The following is an 18975-nucleotide window of genomic DNA, read 5'->3' as shown; positions in this document are numbered from 1 at the left end:
CAGCTAGAAAGACAGTTGCCGACAGCAACCCAAAAGTAAGAGCGGTTCGCAGCATATGAGCATCCTTCGACATTTCATCTTGCAGTCATGTAGGTGCAAGCGGTTGGCTTTGCGACGCTTTTTTTGGAAATTATCGTGCTTTCGAAACCGGCATCCGGATCAGGCGCCATTAAATTTCGGTGGATATCGATACACGTTGTAGTAGCCGGTTAAATACCCCCTCAAAACAAGGGGTGGAATATTAGAGGTCTGATGTTAGCGTTTGTCAGAAAAAAAAGGTCTGGAGGTTTTCGTGCAGGGGGACAAAGCGGATTCAGACAATGCGCTCGGCTATTATATGTGGAGCATTTCCGACAACAGATTGATCATGGACACCGTCACCGCGGAGTGTCATGGCTTTTCCGAAGCGGTGGCATCGCGAGGTGTGTCGATTGAGGATATTCTCGAAAGAATAGATGTGGAAATGCGCGATCAGGTGGCGCGGGCAATTTTCGAAAGCATCACTACCGGCGTGTTTTTCGACCAGCGCTACAAGGTGCATCTGCCTGATGGTTCCATCCGCTGGATCGTGGCGAAGGGCAGGGCGATTTTCGATGCTGAAAATACGCCGTTTCTCGGTCTCGGCAGCGTTCGTGATATCACTCTCAAAAAAACCTACCAGTTCGAGCCACGCCAGTAGCTATCGAGTGTCATGAAAAATGGCGCAAAAAAGAGGCGGCTTTCGCCGCCTTTTTCTGTTCGCACGCTACGGGATATCAGAAGACGGCGAGATATTTGAGCAGCGAAATAATGCCGATGATGATGACGATGACTTGCGCGATCTGTTTCGCGCCGCCGCCGACGGGCAGTCGTGCGATGAGCCACAAGACGAGCACGATCACCAGGAAGGTGATCAGAATGCTGACGAGCGTAGATGTAACCATAGGTCCCAGCTCCCTGTATAATAAAGGTTCAACGGTCGTTCACCGTTGTGTGAGTAAAAAGCGCCAGACAGGTTTTGGTTCCATGCGATTGGTTGCACGCGATTAAATTAGGAATATTTGAATGATAGATGGTGGAAAGGTGAAGTTAAGGCCGGTTGGCGCCACCGCCAAGGTCGGGCGGCTTGGTCGCCCACTGATTTCGACAGTGACCGGCGGCGCCCTGGAAATTGTGACGGGTGTCTCTGAACCGGGCTTCAATCCGATCGACCTCCTTTATTCGTCGCTTGCGGCATGCCTGGCGCTCAGCGCCCGGATTGCGGCGGGCCGCATGGGGTTGCTGGACGGCTTCGAGAGCGTGCTCGTTGACGTTTCCGGTGAGAAATCCGCGCAGGAGCCCTATCGCATCATCCGTTTCGATATCAGGATGGAGATTGCCGGGAGTTTCGATGAGGCGACGCGCGCCGCAATTGCCCATGCGGCCGAAGATATCTGCACCGTCAGCAACACTTTGAAGGGCGACGCGGACTTTGCTCTTTCGATCGCTAGCTGATCGTCACGGCTTTCGGGATTTTTCCCATTTCTTCACAAGCCGGTCGCGTTTCAGCTTCGACAGGCGCTTCAGCCAGAACACACCATCCAGCTGGTCGATCTCGTGCTGGATGCAGATGGCGTGAAATCCCTTGGCGCTCTCTCGATGTTCCACGCCCGCTACGTCCTGAAACCTCACCTCGACCTCAGACGGACGTTCCACCTCCTCGGTGAAGCCCGGCATTGAGACGCTGCCTTCCACATGCCGCATGGTCTGCGCGGAGTGACTGACGATTTCGGGATTGATGTATGTCAGCACGGTTCCCGGTGTCAGCTCAAGCACGAAGACGCGCTGTTTTACACCGATGTGAGCCGCTGTGATGCCGACGCCGGGGGCGGCGCGCATGGTGTCGATCAGGTCCGTGACCAGATTTTGCAGGTGGTCGTCAAAAACAGTGACCGGCGCGCAAATCTCTGAAAGGCCGGCATGGGGGTAGGACAGGATCGGCCTGATTGGCAAGGAATGCTCCGTTCGTTTCAGTTTTGAGAGGATAGCGCGGCGAGCGCCTGTCCCTCCGCTGTGACCTCCAGCCAACTGCGCTGGGTGCGGGCGTCGCGTTTCGTTACCCGCACAAAGCGCGGTGACAGGGCGGAGATTTCGCGCAGGACGAGGGCATGCGCAAGTCCCAGCCGATTGGCGATGCTGCGGCTGTCGGTGGCGATATCCATATTGATGGCCAGAAGGATCGCCGCGCCCGTGGTCGAAAGCGCCTGCGACGATCCTTGCACGATCTGCTCCACCGCTGCCATGAAAGCCGCTGCAGATTGTTCCTCACCCATCAAGCCATCCTGTTCAAGAGGCGGAACCGGCAAGCAGGCGGAAGGAGACGAGTACCGATTTCGACGTTGGCGTGAAGCTGCCTTCGCCATAGCTTGACAGCGGCACCAGCACGTTCAGTTCGGGATAATATCCGCCGACACTGCCGCGCGGAATATTGTAGGGGACCAGCCGGAAATTTTGGGCGATCCGCTCCACGCCATCGCCATATTCGCCGATGACATCGACGCGCTGGCGGGAGTGGGCGCCCAGCGCCTCCATATCCGCAGGATTCATGAAGATGACCTGACGTTCGCCATAAACGCCGCGATAACGGTCGTCCATGCCGTAAATCGTGGTGTTGTATTGGTCGTGGCTGCGGAATGTCTGCAGCACGAAAAGATTGTCGCCCGTGAGAGCCTGCTGATGCTCGGTCTGTTCGGGAAGCGGGCCGCTATAAAAGACAGCCTTTTTTGCCGGCGTGTTCCATTCCCGTTCGGAGGCCGTATTGCGCAGGCGAAAACCGCGCGGCACGCGGACGCGTTCGTTGAAATTGTCGAAACCGGGGATGACCCGCTCGATCATGTCTCGGATGAGATCGTAATCCTCAGCAAGCGCTTTCCAGTCGACCTGCGCATTGCCAAGGGTCGCTTGCGCAATGCCGGCAATGATGGCGACTTCGGAGCGTAGTTCCTCCGAGGCAGGCGGATTGATGCCGCCGGAACCATGCACCATGCTCATGGAATCCTCGACCGTGACGATCTGCGGCTTGCCCGCAGAATTACGGTCGATTTCCGTTCGGCCAAGGCAGGGCAGCACGAAGGAGATTTCGCCCGGCACCAGATGCGAATGGTTGAGCTTGGTGGCGATATTGACCGTCAATTTCTGATTTTCAAAAGCCTTGACGATCAGCGGACTGTCGGGCGTTGCCCGCATGAAGTTGCCGCCGAGCGCGATGAAGGTTTGCGCCTCGCCAGCCAGCATGGCGGCTACTGCTTCGACGGTGTTGTGGCCGGGTTTGCGCGGCATGGCGACGCCGAGTTCTTTTTCCAGTGCGTCTAGCAGCGCCGGCGGCGCTTTTTCATCGATACCGACCGTGCGATCACCCTGAACGTTGGAATGGCCGCGTACCGGGCAAAGGCCGGCACCGGGGCGGCCGATATTACCGCGCAGCAACATGAAATTGGTGATTTCGCGAACCATGATGACGGAGTGGCGATGCTGGGTGACGCCCATGGCCCAGGTGGCGATGACGGAGCCGGCATTCATGTAGATGCGGGCGGCTTCTTCGATTTCTGCGCGGGTGAGGCCGGACTGGTCGAGAATGCTTTCCCAGCTGGTCGCCTCGACGGCATCACGATAAGCCTCGAACTCGACCGCATGTTCCGCGATGAAGTCGTAATCGATGATGGCAGATTCTCCGGCAGTCCTTGCGGCATCGTCGGCTGCAAAGATCGCCTTGCTCATGCCGCGCACCACCGCCATGTCGCCGCCTTGCCGGGGCTGGTAATAGTTGGTGGCGATCTTGGTGTTGCCGCCGGTGATCATCTCGATCTTGTCCTGCGGATCGGCGAAGCGCTCCAGCCCCTTTTCCTTGATTGGATTGAGGACGACGATTTTCGCGCCGCGAAGCGCTGCCCGGCGCAGGTCGCCCAGCATGCGCGGGTGGTTCGTGCCGGGATTTTGGCCGATTACGAAGATCGCGTCTGCCTGCTCGAAGTCTTCCAGGAGCACCGTGCCCTTGCCGACGCCGATCGAGGCTTTCAGGCCGACACCGCTTGCCTCATGGCACATGTTGGAGCAGTCGGGAAAATTGTTCGTGCCGTAAAGCCGAACCATCAATTGATAGATGAAGGCTGCCTCGTTGGAGGCGCGGCCGGATGTGTAGAATTCCGCCCGGTCCGGGCTGTCGAGGCTATTGAGAACGCCGCCGATTTCGGCAAAGGCGTCGTCCCAGGAGACCGGCAGATATTTGTCGCTCGCCCGGTCGTAACGCATCGGGTGGGTGAGGCGGCCCTGTTTTTCCAGATCGTAGTCAGACCAGCCGCGCAGTTCGGAGACGGTGCGGGTGGCGAAAAAATCCGGCGGCACCCGGGCTTCCGTCGCTTCCCATGCGACCGCCTTGACGCCGTTTTCGCAGAATTCGAAGGAGGAGCCATGCTCCGGATCGCCCCATGCGCAGCCCGGGCAATCGAATCCATCCGGCTGGTTTGCCTTCAGCAGCGTGCGTGCGCCGGAAATCGGCGCGCCGGATTCCATCAGCCGTTTGCCAACGCTTTTAAGCGCGCCCCAGCCACCTGCGGCGGCGGAAGCCTTGCCGATGAAATCTGTCTTGCTCATTGTCGTGATTTTCCTGAAATTTTCCTGGCCGCCCAGGGATACTTACCGTTTGGCAACGGCCAATCATATATAAAAAAAAGCTCTTTCAGAATCGTCTATGGACGACATATGTCAATCTCTATCTTACCGGTTCCGACGGAACGGCAAGGGCTTTCCGGACGTTGTGCGGATTGAGGTGCACTGCCTGCCGCTGCATCATCATGGAGTGCTGCGCTCTTCGATCATGGTCTTGCGAAAGGGCGGTCCATGACATTTTCGTCGCAGTTCCGAAGCCCGTTGTTTTTCACCTATCCGGTTGTTGACAATATACTTTTTAACGCCATTCTGCCTGCAAATTCGTGCACTGCGGCATTTAGAGAAGGGGACGCCAGATGACAGACCGTGACGACGATCTTCTCGCGCCCGAAGAGTTGAAACCGACAGAGGCACCCTCCGATATCTACGCCGAGGACGGCTCTGTCCGCTCCGACTTTCTGGCGATGGTGGGGGCAGCGATTGCCGACCGCGATCTGCTTTTCCTGCGCAAGAATGTGGCGCGACTGCATGAGTCTGAACTCGGCGACGTGCTGGAGTCCATCATGCCGGAGCAGCGCCACGCGCTCGTGCGGTTGCTGGGTTCCGATTTTGACATGACGGCGCTGACCGAGGTGGATGAAGGCATCCGTCTCGATATCGTCGACCAGATGTCGAATGAGCAGATCGCTGCCGGTATCGGCGAACTGGATTCGGACGACGCCGTCTACATTCTCGAGGATCTCGACGACGAGGACCGCGAGGACATCCTCTCGCAACTCCCGTTCACCGAACGGGTGCGGCTGATGCGGGCGCTGGATTATCCGGAAAGCTCTGCCGGCCGTCGCATGCAGACGGAATTCGTTGCCGTGCCGCCGTTCTGGACCGTGGGACAGACCATTGATTATCTGCGTGAGGAGGAGGAGCTACCGGATTCCTTCACGCAGATCTTCGTCATCGACCCCACGTTCAAGCTTGTCGGCGCGCTCGATCTCGACAAGGTGCTGCGCGCCAAGCGTCAGGTGAAGATCGAAACGATCATGCACGAGACCAACCACTCCATTCCGGCCGAAATGGACCAGGAAGAAGCGGCGCAACTTTTCGAACAATACGACCTTCTATCCGCCGCCGTGGTGGACAATAACGGCCGTCTGGTTGGCGTGCTCACCATCGATGACGTGGTCGACGTCATTCAGGAAGAAGCCGAAGAGGATCTGCTGCGCCTTGGCGGTGTGGGCGACGAAGAACTGTCTGACAGCATCACCAGCACCTCGCGCTCGCGTGTGCCGTGGCTTGCGGTCAACCTCCTTACCGCCTTTCTGTCTGCCTCCGTCATCAGCCTTTTCGATGCGACGATCCAGCAGATCATTGCGCTGGCGATTTTGATGCCGACGGTTGCCGGCATGGGCGGCAATGCCGGATCGCAGACCATGACCGTGTCCGTGCGGGCTCTGGCTACCAAAAGCCTAGATATTCACAACGCTGCCCGCATTATCAGGCGTGAAGCGGGCGTTGGCATCCTGAACGGGTTGTTGTTCGGCTGTGCCATCGGCATCGTTGCAGGCGTGTGGTTCCAGGATGTCCATATCGGCGGCATCATTGCTGCCGCCATGTGTCTCAACATGCTGGCGGCGGCGCTGGCAGGTATTCTCATTCCGCTGGTTCTCGACAGGTTCGGGGCAGACCCCGCCGTTTCCTCTGCTGTCTTCGTGACAGCGGTAACGGACATTGTCGGCTTTTTTTCGTTTCTGGGCATCGCTACCTGGTGGTACGGTATTTCGGGATAGGCCAGAACAGGCGAAAGCGGCAGGAAAAATTGACTTTTACGTGAAGGTCAAATAATAATTGTCCGGTTATGAATCGGATAGGCCCTTGGACAAGTATTATAGCATAACCGAACTGACGCGCGAATTCGGTGTTTCCACCCGCACCTTGCGATTTTACGAGGATGAGGGCCTCATTCACCCTGAGCGACGCGGGCGTACGAGGCTTTTCAGGTCGGCGGATCGGCGTCTCATTCAGGAAATCCTGCGCGGCCGCCGTATCGGTTTCACGATCGCAGAAATTCGCGAGATCATTCACGTCTACAAGGAGCCGCCGGGCGAATCAGGCCAGCTTGTGCTTCTGATGAAGAAGGTCGATGAGAAGCGCGCCGATCTCAGGCAAAAGCGCAAGGATATCGAAGAGACGCTGGCTGAACTCGACAATGTCGAAGAGGCCTGCCTGACGCGCCTTGCCGAAATCGGCGTAGGGACCTGATGCAGGTTTCCCGCCGTCGCGCTTGATGTGATGGCACTAGATTTCACACGGAGAGGAAAACCTCTCACTTCGTCATGCTTTTGATTTTACGCGACGTGGATAAATCCTCGGGTCAAGCCCGAGGTGACGCAGAGCGTAGATTGGGCGTGTGTCGTTCTTTATTGCGCCTCAACCGTGCACTGTTGCGCCACGTCGCTGACCTTCGTCTGCTGCTCCGCGCTGAGCTTGCCTTCCATCATGATGTCAAACAGGCTTTCTGCCTGCAGCTTTTCAAGCGTGCAGCCGCAGAAACGTTGGCACAGTTCCTGCCCGTTAGCCTGCTGGACGCAGCTTTTTTCACAGCTCGATTTGTAAAGCTCCACCTGGTCGACAGGGGGAGGCGGTGCCACAAGTGATACCGCGTAGACGAGGCCAATCAGCGCCGGCTGATGAATGAGGTAAAAGGCAAGGCTGTGACGGCCCGCTGTTGCTATCAGATTGCGGGGGGAGCTTGGGTTGCGAAAACGGTCCAGCCAGCTGCGCGGTGTGACGAATTGCGAAACCGCAAGTCCGGCAAGAAAGGGCGCGAGCCACGGCAACAGCGGCACATAATCGTTCGAGCGCGGCGGCATGGTGGAGAAACCGACCCATGCCAGCCATTTGCTGTTGAAAAAATCCGACTGGACGTATTGCGGCAGCGCAAAGGCAAGAGCCGCGAAAAGCAGCGTCACCAGCGGGGGTGCCCGCAGGAACAGCAGCCCGACAAGGCTTGCAGCGGCTATGTTGTGCAGGATTCCGAAAAAGATGAAGCTATCCGGAAAGGCGACATAGGTAGCGATGGTGATGAGCAGCGCCGAGCCCGCCACCATTGCAAAACGCTTGCCGAAGGACGGCCAGTCTATGGCTTTGCCATGGGCGAGAAACAGGCTGAAACCGGCGAGGAACAGGAACGAGCTTGCAATGGCGCGCGCATAAAGCTTCCACAGGCCGGTGGTTGCCGTACCCGGCTCCAGATAGCCGAAATACTCCAGATTCCATGTGAAGTGGTAAGACGCCATGGCGATGAGCGCCAGCCCGCGCAGTGTATCGAGACCGCCCATGCGGCCTTTGCGGCGGGTGTCGATTGCAGCTGTTTCTGTTTCCATAATTCCCGCTGTTTCAGCTGTCTGAAGCCGTTGTCTACTCAAGGGCTTGGCCCGTGAAGTAAGGCTATTTCAAGGCCCGGGCCTGTCCATGATGGCGCGGCGTGCCTCGGAGAAGAACTGGCGGCGCAACAGCGCCACTATGATGATGACCGTGCTTGCGATGAAGACATAGGGGCTGATGAACCAGCCGAGATAACCGATCGACAGGAAGATCGTCCGCAGCCCATCATTGAAGTTCTTAGCAGCGATGATGTTCATCTTTATGACGTTTTCAGCGGCACGCTCGGCAGCGTCGCGATCCGCGTTGACATCATGGACCATGGGTATGGCACCGAACAGGATCGTGCAATAATTGAACAGGCGGTAGGACCAGCCGAACTTGAAAAACGAGTAGCCGAAAAGGCAGGTTAGCCCCATGACCTTCAGTTCGAAGGCCGTGCGCCCGGCATACTGCACGAAGGGCAGGTCGCGAAACACGGTTTCGACCCGATCTGTCGCCCCCAGAAGAGCAAAGCAGCCGCCGATGGCAAAGATCGAGGTAGACGCGAAAAAAGCGGTACCATTCTGCAAACCCGCCATGATCTGCGTGTCGATCATCTTCAAGTCGCGTTTGAGAGAATTGTAAATCCAGTCGCGCCGGCGCTCCGCCATCGCCTGATTGAGGCTGGTTCGCGAAAACAGCGTCGTTCCCGTCGTGAGGTGGGTATAGGTGGCCCATAACACGATAAAGACGACGATCGAGATATAGTCCATGACGGTCATCACGGGCAGGTCACCTTGCTGTTTGCGAATCTTCGCGGCCATATTGATTTGAAGGCCATGGCAAGGCAATGGCAGCGGCCTCCATCGGCGAACATTCTCCCGCCGCGTTGCAGCTTCGTCATTTCGTTTTCTGCTAACGTTCCGGTAACCAAGTGGCTTTATCAATCCCGTCGCGGACGGAAAGGTCTGCCGGTTCCGGGTCAAGGTTTTGCGTACCGGTTCCGCTTGATTTTTTGTAGACACCGCTCGCCGATTGACAGAATGACCGTTCGCACCTAGCTTTTTGTCAGGACCGGTGTTTCCGGCATCCGGAGTTGCCAAGGCTGTCATATGTCCCGCATCGTGCGGACAGGTTTTGTCGTCTCCGACCCGGTATCATCGGCAGTCCGGCGTGAATAACCGGGGGACGCCTTTTTCTACGAATCGTTCCCTTCATGTACGGCTGTCTCTGGCTTGCGACACCGCAATGATGCCGGTCCGTCTTATTCTTTTCTTCCAGGTTCTTCATGACAGATAAAAACCGCTCCGTTTTCATTCTAGGCGGCGCGCGCTCCGGCAAGTCCCGTTTTGCCGAGGACCTTGCGGGCAAAGCCGACGGGCGCCTGCATTATCTGGCCACCGGCCGGGCATGGGATGACGAGATGCGCGATCGCATCGACCATCATCAGGCCCGGCGCGGCGAGGAGTGGACGACACACGAGGCGCCCGTTGATATCGCTGCCGTGCTCGCACGGCTGGATGCGCCGGACAATGTCATCCTGATCGACTGCCTGACATTGTGGCTCACCAATCTGATGATGGAGAACGCCGATATCGAGACGGCGTTCGCCACGCTGGCAGCGGCAATCGCGTCCACCAAGGCGAAACTGATTCTCGTCTCTAACGAGGTCGGCCTTGGCATCGTGCCGGAAAACCGCATGGCGCGCGAATTCCGCGATCACGCCGGAAGGTTACACCAGCGCGTCGCGGCCATCGTCGATGAAGTCTATTTCGTCGCAGCCGGGCTGCCGCTGAAAATGAAGGGCTGACGCAAGCCCTATAAAGCCGGTGTCGCGCGTCGGCGTCCGTTCTTTCAGTTTCTATGTACTTTTTATCGCCAAATCCCGGATCGGTTTTGCCGGTGCTGCGACAGCTTCTCTTTCTTGATCTGGATCAAGGTGGCTTCCCCACGCCGGTGGCAATGCTCCAACCGACGCAAAGGCCCGTTTCCGCTTCGTAAAGCGCGCGCCAAGCCTTTCGTCGGTCTGCTTGCACGTTGGGGGAAACCAACAATGAATTACACGTTAGAAACCGCGATCGTGGCCCTTGGGGCTTTTCTCGCGCTGCTCGGGGCTGCTTTCGCTCACGACAGTCTTTTCGCCGCCCATATGTGGGTGCTGTTCTTTACGCTTCTGGTCAGCACGGTGCTTCTGCTGCGCCGTGTTTCTTTCGCGCCTGTCGATCAGGCCGCGCGCGCCCGGCTGAAATCCGAATATTTCGATGAGGTCGTGAAATACGGCGTCGTCGCTACCGTGTTCTGGGGCGTGGTCGGGTTTCTGGTCGGGGTCGTGGTGGCGCTTCAGCTTGCCTTTCCCGATCTCAACATCGCGCCCTATTTCAATTTCGGCCGGATGCGGCCGCTGCACACCTCCGCGGTGATCTTCGCTTTCGGGGGAAATGCGCTGATTGCCACGTCATTTTACGTGGTGCAGAGAACCTGTCGCGCACGCCTGTTCGGCGGCAATCTCGGCTGGTTCGTGTTCTGGGGCTACAACCTCTTCATCGTCATGGCTGCCACTGGCTATCTGCTTGGTATCACGCAGGGCCGTGAGTATGCCGAGCCGGAATGGTATGTCGATATCTGGCTGACGATCGTCTGGGTCGCCTATCTCCTTGCATTTCTCGGCACGATCCTCACGCGCAAGGAGCCGCATATCTATGTGGCAAACTGGTTCTATCTGAGCTTCATCGTGACGATCGCCATGCTGCATATCGTCAACAACCTCGCCATTCCGGTGTCGTTCCTCGGCGTCAAGAGCTACTCCGCTTTCTCGGGCGTGCAGGATGCGCTGACGCAATGGTGGTACGGCCATAACGCCGTCGGCTTTTTCCTCACCGCCGGCTTCCTCGGCATGATGTATTATTTCATTCCCAAGCAGGTGAACCGCCCGGTCTATTCCTACCGCCTGTCGATCATCCACTTCTGGGCTTTGATCTTCATGTATATCTGGGCCGGTCCGCACCATCTGCACTATACGGCGTTGCCGGACTGGGCGCAGACGCTCGGCATGGTGTTCTCGATCATGCTGTGGATGCCGTCCTGGGGTGGCATGATCAATGGCCTGATGACGCTATCGGGCGCATGGGACAAGATCCGCACCGATCCCATCGTTCGTATGATGGTAATGGCGGTGGCCTTCTACGGCATGGCGACCTTCGAGGGTCCGATGATGTCGATCAAGGCCGTCAACTCGCTTAGCCACTATACCGACTGGACCATCGGCCACGTGCATTCCGGCGCTCTCGGCTGGAACGGCATGATCACCTTCGGTGCCATCTATTATCTGACGCCGAAACTGTGGGGCAGGGATCGTCTCTACAGCCTGCAACTGGTCAACTGGCACTTCTGGCTCGCCACGATCGGCATCGTCATCTACGCCGCGGTGATGTGGGTGGCCGGCATCCAGCAGGCCTTGATGTGGCGCGAATACGATACGCAGGGTTTCCTCGTCTATTCCTTCGCGGAATCGGTCGCAGCGCTGTTCCCCTATTACGTGATGCGTGCGCTGGGTGGCCTGATGTTCCTCAGTGGCGCGCTGATCATGGCCTACAACGTCACGATGACCATCCTCGGTCATCAACGCGAGGAGGGCGTCCGCAATGACGCCGCACCTTCGCTGCAGCCCGCTGAATAAGGAGGGGCCGATGTCCATACTCGACAAACACGGCGTCATCGAACGCAACGCCACTCTGCTTCTGGTCGGTTCGCTGCTCGTCGTCTCGATCGGCGGTATCGTGGAAATCGCGCCGCTTTTCTATCTCGAAAATACCATCGAGAAGGTGGAGGGCATGCGGCCCTACTCGCCGCTGGAACTGGCCGGGCGCAACATCTACATCCGCGAGGGATGTTATGTCTGCCACAGCCAGATGATCCGGCCGTTCCGCGACGAGGTGGAGCGTTACGGGCATTACAGCCTGGCGGCGGAATCCATGTACGACCACCCGTTCCAGTGGGGTTCCAAGCGCACGGGGCCGGACCTCGCACGCGTGGGCGACCGCTATTCGAATGAATGGCACGTGCAGCATCTGGCCGATCCGCGCTCCGTCGTGCCGGAATCGATCATGCCGTCCTACGCGTTCCTCAAAACCACGCCGTTGAAGATTACGGATATCTCGATGGAGCTGAAGGCTAACCGCGCCGTTGGCGTGCCCTATAGCGACGAGATGATCGAGAAATCAGCGGCTGATCTTCACGCGCAGGCCGATCCGAACGCCGATACGACCGAGCTTCTGGCGCGCTATCCGAAGGCGAAAGTCGGCGATTTCGATGGCGATCCAGCCAAGCTTACCGAAATGGATGCGCTGGTTGCCTATCTGCAGATGCTCGGCACGCTGGTCGATTTCTCGACCTATGACGATGCCGCCGGATATCGGTGAGGAGGCGACACGATGGAAACCTACACGGCCATGCGCCACTTCGCCGATAGCTGGGGCCTGCTTGCCATGACCCTGTTCTTCGCCGGCGTCGTCGTTTTCACCCTTCGTCCCGGATCGAAAAAAGCTGCGGACGACGCCGCCAGCATTCCGCTTAAGGAGGACTAGGATATGTCCGAAAAACACATTGATGACATCAGCGGCGTCGAAACCACCGGCCATGAATGGGACGGTATTCGCGAGCTTAACAATCCGATGCCGCGCTGGTGGGTCTGGACCTTCTACTTCACGATCCTCTGGGCCATCGGCTACACCATCGCCTATCCGGCATGGCCGCTGATCAATGGCGCAACGCAAGGCTTGCTCGGCTGGAGCAGCCGTTCTGAGATCGCCGCCGATATGGCGGACGCCAGACAGGCGCAGAGCGTCTATTCCGACAGAATCGCCAGTTCCTCGCTCGCCGAGATTGAGGCCGATCCGACGCTAAGGCAATTTGCCCTTTCCGGCGGTGCCGCCGCCTTCAAGGTCAATTGCATCCAGTGTCACGGTTCGGGTGCGGAAGGCGGGCAGGGATATCCCAACCTCAACGACGACGATTGGATGTGGGGAGGCAGTGTCGAGGATATCTATACGACGGTAAAGCACGGCATTCGTTTTGCCGACGATCCCGATACGCGCCTGTCGGAAATGCCGGCCTTCGGCGATATCCTCAACTCCGAGGAAATCCGCGAGGTCGCCGCCTATGTGGTCAGCCTGACAGGAACGCCTTCCAACCCGGCACTCGTAGAACCCGGTAAACAGATTTTCGCCGACAATTGCGCCTCGTGCCACGGTGAGAACGCCAAGGGCAACCGCGAGTTCGGAGCGCCCAACCTGGCCGACGCGATCTGGCTGAAGGCCAATGGGGAGCAGGGGATCGTTGCGCAGATACGGTCACCAAAACACGGGGTCATGCCCGCCTGGGGTGAACGGCTTGGTGATACCACGGTCAAGCAGCTTGCGATCTTCGTGCACTCGCTGGGCGGTGGCGAGTGAATGTCACAGCCAACAAATGGAAAGGGCCGCTCGATGCGGCCCTTTTTCTTATCGATCAGACCAGACGGCCAGTTCGTATCCATCCGGATCGGTGAAATGAAAACGGCGTCCGCCGGGAAAGGTGAATATGGCGACGCTGATCTGGCCACCGGCTGCCTCGACACGCCGGTGCGCATTCTCGATATCGGCGGCGTAAAGAATGACAAGCGGTCCACCCTTGGCTGACACAGGTGCCGTGGTGGTGAACCCGCCGGTCAGCCGGCCGTCGGAAAACTCGCAATATTGCGGGCCGTAATCCTTAAAGGACCAGCCGAAAGCGCCGCCGTAAAATTCCTTGCTGCGCTCGATATCGGCGACGTTGAATTCGACATAGTCGATGCGCAGGTCATTCGTATTCGTGGTCATCGTTTTATCCTTCAATCCGTTTCGAGCAGCGACTTCAGTGTTTCCAGATCGACCCGGACCATCTCCGCATCCCGTTCGAAATCCTCGTCCGTCATGTCCGGCAGGCGAAGCAGGGTAAAGCTGACTTCGGCACCGCTGCCATTCGGTGTTACCCGCAGCGCGTTATACACCTTCATGCCATCCGGTAATGTCACGACGTGGTCTATCACGCCGAATTCGTTTAAGGGCGCGAAATTGACGCGGACCTCACCCAACGGGCCGCCATCGGCGATCCAGTCCTCGCAGTCTGGTTTAAGACCGCCTGCTAGACCGGCGGCCCAGTGCGGCATGTTTTGCGGGTCGGAGGCGAAATCAAAGACATGGCTCCATGGTTTTTCCACCGACAGATGAATGATTTTTGACTGCATGACTGGCATCTCATCCTCCCTGTTAATGCAGGCCGCAGGCTGCGCCACTTTGTCCGCGCTTGATGTAAGTCAAGGATGTTTCGCCGGTGAGATGGGAGAAAGCAAGGAGATAAAAACGGACTGCAATCATGAACATCTATCCCGTCGGACAGGACCGCCCGCAACAGCCCGTCGAAAGGCTGGAAGCGGAGGCCGTCAATTCCGCAAAAACGCGTAAACCCCTTTATGAAGCGCGCAAGAAAATTTTCCCGAAGCGCGCGGAGGGCCGGTTCCGGCGGTTCAAGTGGCTGGTCATGCTCCTCACGCTCGGCATTTATTATCTGACGCCGTTTCTGCGCTGGGATCGCGGTCCCTATGCGCCCGACCAGGCGGTGCTGATCGATATTGCCAACCGGCGCTTTTATTTCTTCTTCATCGAAATCTGGCCGCAGGAGTTCTTTTTCGTCGCGGGATTGCTGGTCATGGCGGGTCTGGGGTTGTTTCTCATCACCTCCGCCGTGGGACGCGCGTGGTGTGGTTATACCTGTCCGCAAACCGTCTGGGTGGACCTGTTTCTGGTCGTCGAGCGGGCGATCGAGGGCGACAGGAATGCCCGCATGAAGCTCGATGCAGCACCTTTCACGTTCGGCAAGCTGCGCAAGCGGGTGATGAAACACGCAATCTGGCTGGTGATCGGCGTTCTGACCGGCGGGGCATGGATCTTCTATTTTGCCGATGCACCGACGCTGGCGAGAGAGTTCATGACGGGGCAGGCACCGACGATCGCCTATACGACCGTCGCGATACTCACCGCGACGACCTATGTTTTCGGCGGGCTGATGCGGGAGCAGGTCTGTACCTATATGTGTCCCTGGCCGCGCATTCAGGCGGCGATGCTGGATGAGAACTCGCTGGTCGTGACCTATAATGACTGGCGCGGTGAACCTCGCACGAGGCACGCCAAAAAGGCTGCGGCCACAGGGGAGAGCGTTGGCGATTGCGTCGATTGCAATGCTTGTGTCGCAGTCTGTCCCATGGGCATCGACATCAGGGACGGGCAGCAGCTGGAATGTATCACCTGCGCGCTCTGTATCGATGCCTGCGATGGGGTGATGGACAAGATTGGTAAGCCACGCGGGCTGATCGCCTATGCGACGCTGTCCGAATACCAGTCCAACATGGCGCTTGCGACCGGCAACGGCCAGCACGCAATCCGGCCTGCGAATGTGCGCAACGAGGACGGCGGGTTCAAAAACAGCATTCGCCATTTCGACTGGCGCATCGTCTTTCGCCCGCGCACGCTTCTTTACACGGCAATATGGGGTGCAGTCGGCATCGGCTTGCTGTTGGCTCTGGTGACGCGCGAGCGGCTGGCTCTTAACGTGCTGCACGACCGCAACCCGCAATATGTGCTGGAATCGAACGGCTCGATCCGCAACGGCTATACCGTTCGCATCCTCAACATGGTGCCGCAACCGCGCCTAATGAGCCTGACGATAGAGGGCATTCCAAGTGCGGTGATGAAGATAAACGGCGTGCCGGATGCAGCCTCTCGCAGCTTCGAGGTGATGGTGGAACCGGACGAGGCGACAACGCTGAAGGTGTTCGTCACCCTGCCGGGCAGTCACGTCGCACGGGCTGCTGAAAATTTCGAATTCATCGTCAGCGATACGGGCGGCCATGAGACGGCCCGTTACGACGCCGTCTTCAACGCTCCGGGAGTGAAAAAATGACAACGACCAATCGCCAGACGTCCGGTTTCATTTTCACCGGCTGGCATATGCTGGGTGTTATGGTGATGTTTTTCGGCATCGTCATCACCGTCAACATGGTGATGGCCTGGAACGCTGTCACCAGCTGGAGCGGGCTGGTGGTGCCCAATACCTATGTTGCCAGCCAGCAGTTCAACGCCAAGGCCGAGGCCGCCAAGGCAAGGGCCGCGACCGGCATCAAGGGCAGGCTGGTGGTGGATGAAAAGACCGTGCGCTACGAGGTGTTTCATCCAGATACCGGCCCTGTGGATACGGATACCGTAACGGCGCGTTTTCGCCGGCCGGTCGGCGAGCACCAGAATTTCGACATGGAGCTGACCCCGGTGTCTACCGGGGTCTTCACCGGCCCGCATGACATGCTGCCCGGCCAATGGATCGTCGAGGTCACTGCCGTAAAAGACGGCAGGATCATCGTGCATGAAGGCACGCGGATCGCGGTGATCAGGGGGCGTCAATGAGCTGCTGTGCACCGGGAACAGAAGGATCGCTTCAACTCGGAGAACCGGTCAACCCACCATCATCAGAGGAGCTGATGCTGGCAAGCCGCGATCTGGGGCAGGGGCTGCGCCAGACAGATCTCAGCGTGCCCGGCGTTTATTGCGGCGCCTGCATCACCACCATCGAAACCGCGCTGCGCCGTCTCCGCCAGGTGGAGCAGGCGCGCGTGAACCTGTCCTCCAAACGGGTGGCGATTGTCTGGAAAGAGGATGTCGATGGCATCAGGACAGATCCCGCCGAACTTGCCCGGGCAATCCTTGCAACCGGATACCGGACGCATCTTTTCGCGAGCGGACAGGATGCTTCGGACGTGTTACGCTCGCAACTGATCAGGGCGGTGGCGCTGTGCGGTTTTGCTTCCGCCAATATCATGCTGCTGTCCGTGTCCGTCTGGTCCGGGGCCGATGCCGCGACGCGTGACATGTTCCACTGGATTTCGGCGATGATTGCCGCGCCGGCGCTGATCTATGGCGGCCGGTTCTTCTATCAGTCGGCCTGGAATGCGCTGAAGCACGGGCGCACCAATATGGATGTGCCGATCGCGCTCGCCATCACGCTATCCTACGCAATCTCGCTGTGGGAGACGATTCATCATGGCGAACATGCGTGGTTTGACGCGACCGTGTCGCTGTTGTTCTTCCTGCTGATCGGCCGCACGCTTGACCATATCATGCGTGACAGGGCGCGCTCGGCCATTGCGGGCCTGGCCCGGCTTTCACCACGCGGCGCAACCGTTATCGGTGAGGACGGAACGCGGGAATATCGCCCGCTTGGCGATGTGCTACCCGGTATGACGATTGCGATTGCTGCCGGTGACCGCGTGGCGGTGGATGCGATGGTCATTAGCGGAAGCAGCGATCTCGACATGTCCATTGTCAACGGCGAAAGCGCGCCGCGTCGGGTGGAGGCGAGTGATCTGCTTCAGGCAGGCACGCTCAATCTCACCGGTTCGCTCGCCGCGCGGGTGACCGCATCGGCAAAGGATTCGTTTCTGTCGGAAGTGATCGGGCTGATGGAGGCGGCGGAAGGGGGGCGGGCGCGCTATCGGCGGATTGCCGACCGTGCCGCGAGCTATTATTCGCCCGTCGTACATCTCCTTGCTCTCATGACATTTCTCGGTTGGGGCGTTTTGGGCGGTGACTGGAAGCAGGCGATGCTGATCGCGATTGCGGTTCTCATCATCACCTGCCCCTGTGCGCTTGGCCTTGCTGTTCCGGTGGTGCAGGTTGTGGCGGCAGGCCGGCTCTTTCGTCATGGCATCATGGTCAAGGAAGGCTCGGCGATGGAGCGACTGGCCGAAATCGACACCGTTCTGTTCGACAAGACAGGCACCCTGACGGTCGGGAAGCCGCGACTGGTGGAAACCGGCGATGTGAACCCCGCCACGATGGCGGTTGCGGCTGGCCTTGCCGCCCATTCACGCCATCCGCTGTCCAAAGCCCTGCATGCAGCCTATGGCGGGATTTTACCGGTCTACGAAGCAGTGCGTGAAATTCCCGGTTCCGGTGTTGAGGCTCTCACGCCGGCGGGAACCTACCGGCTTGGCAACCGCCGTTTTGCCTGCCCGGATGAATCGCAAATGGAAAACGGCGACGCGCGATCGGAAGTGGTGCTTTCGCTTGACGGCGGGTATCTGGCGAGTTTCGGTTTCGAGGACAATCCGCGTCCTGGCGCCGTACAGGCACTGCGCAGCCTTTCTGCGCGAGGACTGGTGCTGGAAATCGTGTCCGGTGACCGGGTACCGGCCGTGAAGGCCATGGCGCAGCGTCTGGGCATTGCGAAATGGAACGCGGACCTGTCGCCGAAAGACAAGGCGGGGCGCTGTGCGGCGCTGGCAGGCGAGGGACGCAAGGTTCTGATGGTGGGCGACGGTATCAATGATGCGCCGGCGCTGGCTGCAGCACATGTTTCCATGGCACCGGCAACCGCTGCCGATATCGGCCGGCAGGCCGCCGACTTCGTGTTCATGCACGAGAATCTGGATGCCGTTCCTGTCGCCATCGAGACATCGCGGCGGGCCGGACGGCTTATCCGGCAGAACTTCGCGCTTGCCATCGGCTACAATGTTATTGCCGTGCCGATTGCGATTGCCGGTTATGCGACGCCGATGATCGCGGCCATCGCCATGTCGACATCGTCGCTCATCGTTGTTGCAAATGCGCTGCGTCTTGCCGGAACGGCTGAAGCCGTTTCTGCGCAACAGAGCGTGCCGACCGGATTTGCGGGCGAGGGGGCGCAACCGGCATGAACATGTTGATCTATCTCATCCCCGTCGCCCTGTTTCTCGGAGCGCTCGGGCTTTTCGCCTTCCTCTGGTCGGTGCGATCAGGGCAATATGAGGATATGGACGGCGCTGCCTGGCGAGCGCTGGACGATGGCGACGACCGGCCACGACCTTCCTAGGGGAGGCGCGTTGGTTACGACCTTCCCCCGACCTGTCGCAAATATGCAAAGCTGATTTGCGTCATCAAAATTTAATCG

21 protein-coding genes are annotated in these 18975 nt (G+C 58.6%); 13 read left to right on the top strand and 8 right to left on the bottom strand.

The features are described from left to right. The first annotated feature begins 292 nt into the window (after positions 1–292). Positions 293–679 carry a PAS domain-containing protein gene (locus ASD46_RS18920; protein ID WP_060642576.1) on the top strand — a complete coding sequence of 129 codons (387 nt, stop codon included), beginning with the start codon at positions 293–295 and terminating at the stop codon, positions 677–679. Between the two features lie 76 nt (positions 680–755). On the opposite strand, the gene ASD46_RS27500 is transcribed toward ASD46_RS18920, so the two are convergent. Continuing rightward, positions 756–923: a Thivi_2564 family membrane protein gene (locus ASD46_RS27500; protein ID WP_003502827.1), complete on the bottom strand. Its 168-nt coding sequence runs from the start codon at positions 921–923 to the stop codon at positions 756–758. A 121-nt stretch (positions 924–1044) separates the two neighbouring features. Here ASD46_RS27500 and ASD46_RS18910 point away from each other — a divergent pair, with 121 nt between their 5' ends. After that, positions 1045–1473 carry an OsmC family protein gene (locus tag ASD46_RS18910; protein WP_025593494.1) on the top strand — a complete coding sequence of 143 codons (429 nt, stop codon included), beginning with the start codon at positions 1045–1047 and terminating at the stop codon, positions 1471–1473. 3 nt (positions 1474–1476) lie between these two features. Here ASD46_RS18910 and ASD46_RS18905 read toward each other — a convergent pair whose 3' ends face one another. Genes ASD46_RS18905 through ASD46_RS18895 form a run of 3 tightly spaced genes read right to left on the bottom strand, consistent with a single transcriptional unit; the run spans position 1477 to position 4608 of the window. Next, positions 1477–1971, bottom strand: coding sequence for a peptide deformylase (locus ASD46_RS18905; RefSeq protein WP_060642558.1), 495 nt, complete (start codon positions 1969–1971; stop codon positions 1477–1479). 17 nt (positions 1972–1988) lie between these two features. Further along, the gene (locus ASD46_RS18900; protein WP_025593491.1) at positions 1989–2291 is read right to left on the bottom strand and encodes a hypothetical protein; all 303 of its coding nucleotides are present in this window, start codon (positions 2289–2291) and stop codon (positions 1989–1991) included. Between the two features lie 13 nt (positions 2292–2304). Continuing rightward, entirely contained in the window at positions 2305–4608 is a 2304-nt protein-coding gene (locus tag ASD46_RS18895) for an FdhF/YdeP family oxidoreductase (protein WP_025593490.1), read from the bottom strand. A gap of 371 nt (positions 4609–4979) precedes the next feature. On the opposite strand from ASD46_RS18895, the gene mgtE reads away from it, so the two are divergent. Next, on the top strand, positions 4980–6407 hold the full coding sequence (gene mgtE, locus ASD46_RS18890) for a magnesium transporter (RefSeq protein WP_013636179.1): 1428 nt from the start codon (positions 4980–4982) through the stop codon (positions 6405–6407). Between the two features lie 85 nt (positions 6408–6492). After that, positions 6493–6879, top strand: coding sequence for a MerR family transcriptional regulator (locus ASD46_RS18885; RefSeq protein ID WP_003515319.1), 387 nt, complete (start codon positions 6493–6495; stop codon positions 6877–6879). Positions 6880–7037: 158 nt separating this feature from the next. Here the strand turns inward: ASD46_RS18885 and ASD46_RS18880 are convergent, their stop codons facing one another. Both ASD46_RS18880 and ASD46_RS18875 read right to left on the bottom strand, forming a co-directional pair. After that, positions 7038–8003: a heparan-alpha-glucosaminide N-acetyltransferase gene (locus ASD46_RS18880; protein WP_025593486.1), complete on the bottom strand. Its 966-nt coding sequence runs from the start codon at positions 8001–8003 to the stop codon at positions 7038–7040. A gap of 69 nt (positions 8004–8072) precedes the next feature. After that, positions 8073–8765: a DUF599 domain-containing protein gene (locus ASD46_RS18875; RefSeq protein ID WP_013636176.1), complete on the bottom strand. Its 693-nt coding sequence runs from the start codon at positions 8763–8765 to the stop codon at positions 8073–8075. A gap of 506 nt (positions 8766–9271) precedes the next feature. Between ASD46_RS18875 and cobU the strand changes: the two genes are divergently transcribed. The 5 genes from cobU to ccoP all read left to right on the top strand — a co-directional run bounded on the left by cobU (position 9272) and on the right by ccoP (position 13433). After that, a complete protein-coding gene (cobU, locus tag ASD46_RS18870) occupies positions 9272–9793 on the top strand; it encodes a bifunctional adenosylcobinamide kinase/adenosylcobinamide-phosphate guanylyltransferase (protein ID WP_025593484.1) in 522 nt (173 codons plus the stop codon). 243 nt (positions 9794–10036) lie between these two features. Further along, on the top strand, positions 10037–11659 hold the full coding sequence (gene ccoN, locus ASD46_RS18865) for a cytochrome-c oxidase, cbb3-type subunit I (RefSeq protein ID WP_025593482.1): 1623 nt from the start codon (positions 10037–10039) through the stop codon (positions 11657–11659). Between the two features lie 10 nt (positions 11660–11669). Further along, positions 11670–12401, top strand: coding sequence for a cytochrome-c oxidase, cbb3-type subunit II (gene ccoO, locus ASD46_RS18860; protein ID WP_003515307.1), 732 nt, complete (start codon positions 11670–11672; stop codon positions 12399–12401). 12 nt (positions 12402–12413) lie between these two features. Beyond that, entirely contained in the window at positions 12414–12566 is a 153-nt protein-coding gene (locus tag ASD46_RS18855) for a CcoQ/FixQ family Cbb3-type cytochrome c oxidase assembly chaperone (protein WP_003502810.1), read from the top strand. Between the two features lie 3 nt (positions 12567–12569). After that, on the top strand, positions 12570–13433 hold the full coding sequence (gene ccoP, locus ASD46_RS18850; RefSeq protein WP_025593480.1) for a cytochrome-c oxidase, cbb3-type subunit III: 864 nt from the start codon (positions 12570–12572) through the stop codon (positions 13431–13433). Positions 13434–13481: 48 nt separating this feature from the next. Here the strand turns inward: ccoP and ASD46_RS18845 are convergent, their stop codons facing one another. Beyond that, complete coding sequence (locus ASD46_RS18845) at positions 13482–13838, bottom strand: VOC family protein (protein WP_025593478.1); 357 nt, start codon at positions 13836–13838, stop codon at positions 13482–13484. A gap of 11 nt (positions 13839–13849) precedes the next feature. Then, positions 13850–14254, bottom strand: coding sequence for an SRPBCC family protein (locus ASD46_RS18840; protein ID WP_025593476.1), 405 nt, complete (start codon positions 14252–14254; stop codon positions 13850–13852). A 119-nt stretch (positions 14255–14373) separates the two neighbouring features. On the opposite strand from ASD46_RS18840, the gene ccoG reads away from it, so the two are divergent. The 4 genes from ccoG to ccoS are packed head-to-tail and all read left to right on the top strand — an operon-like array spanning position 14374 to position 18897. Then, a complete protein-coding gene (gene ccoG / locus ASD46_RS18835; RefSeq protein WP_025593474.1) occupies positions 14374–15957 on the top strand; it encodes a cytochrome c oxidase accessory protein CcoG in 1584 nt (527 codons plus the stop codon). Then, complete coding sequence (locus tag ASD46_RS18830) at positions 15954–16454, top strand: FixH family protein (RefSeq protein WP_035198265.1); 501 nt, start codon at positions 15954–15956, stop codon at positions 16452–16454. The genes ccoG and ASD46_RS18830 overlap by 4 nt, the downstream gene beginning before the upstream one ends. Next, positions 16451–18742 (top strand): cation-translocating P-type ATPase, encoded by a 2292-nt coding sequence (locus tag ASD46_RS18825; protein ID WP_025593472.1) that lies wholly within the window; start codon positions 16451–16453, stop codon positions 18740–18742. Before ASD46_RS18830 ends, ASD46_RS18825 begins: the two co-directional genes overlap by 4 nt. Next, complete coding sequence (gene ccoS / locus ASD46_RS18820) at positions 18739–18897, top strand: cbb3-type cytochrome oxidase assembly protein CcoS (RefSeq protein WP_003515291.1); 159 nt, start codon at positions 18739–18741, stop codon at positions 18895–18897. The genes ASD46_RS18825 and ccoS overlap by 4 nt, the downstream gene beginning before the upstream one ends. Positions 18898–18975 lie beyond the last annotated feature (78 nt).

Origin of the sequence: Rhizobium sp. Root491 (genome assembly GCF_001427205.1) — a bacterium.
GTDB lineage: Bacteria > Pseudomonadota > Alphaproteobacteria > Rhizobiales > Rhizobiaceae > Agrobacterium > Agrobacterium tumefaciens.
The sequence above is the reverse complement of the archived record's forward strand: the minus strand, read 5'-3'. Positions and strand labels throughout refer to the sequence as shown.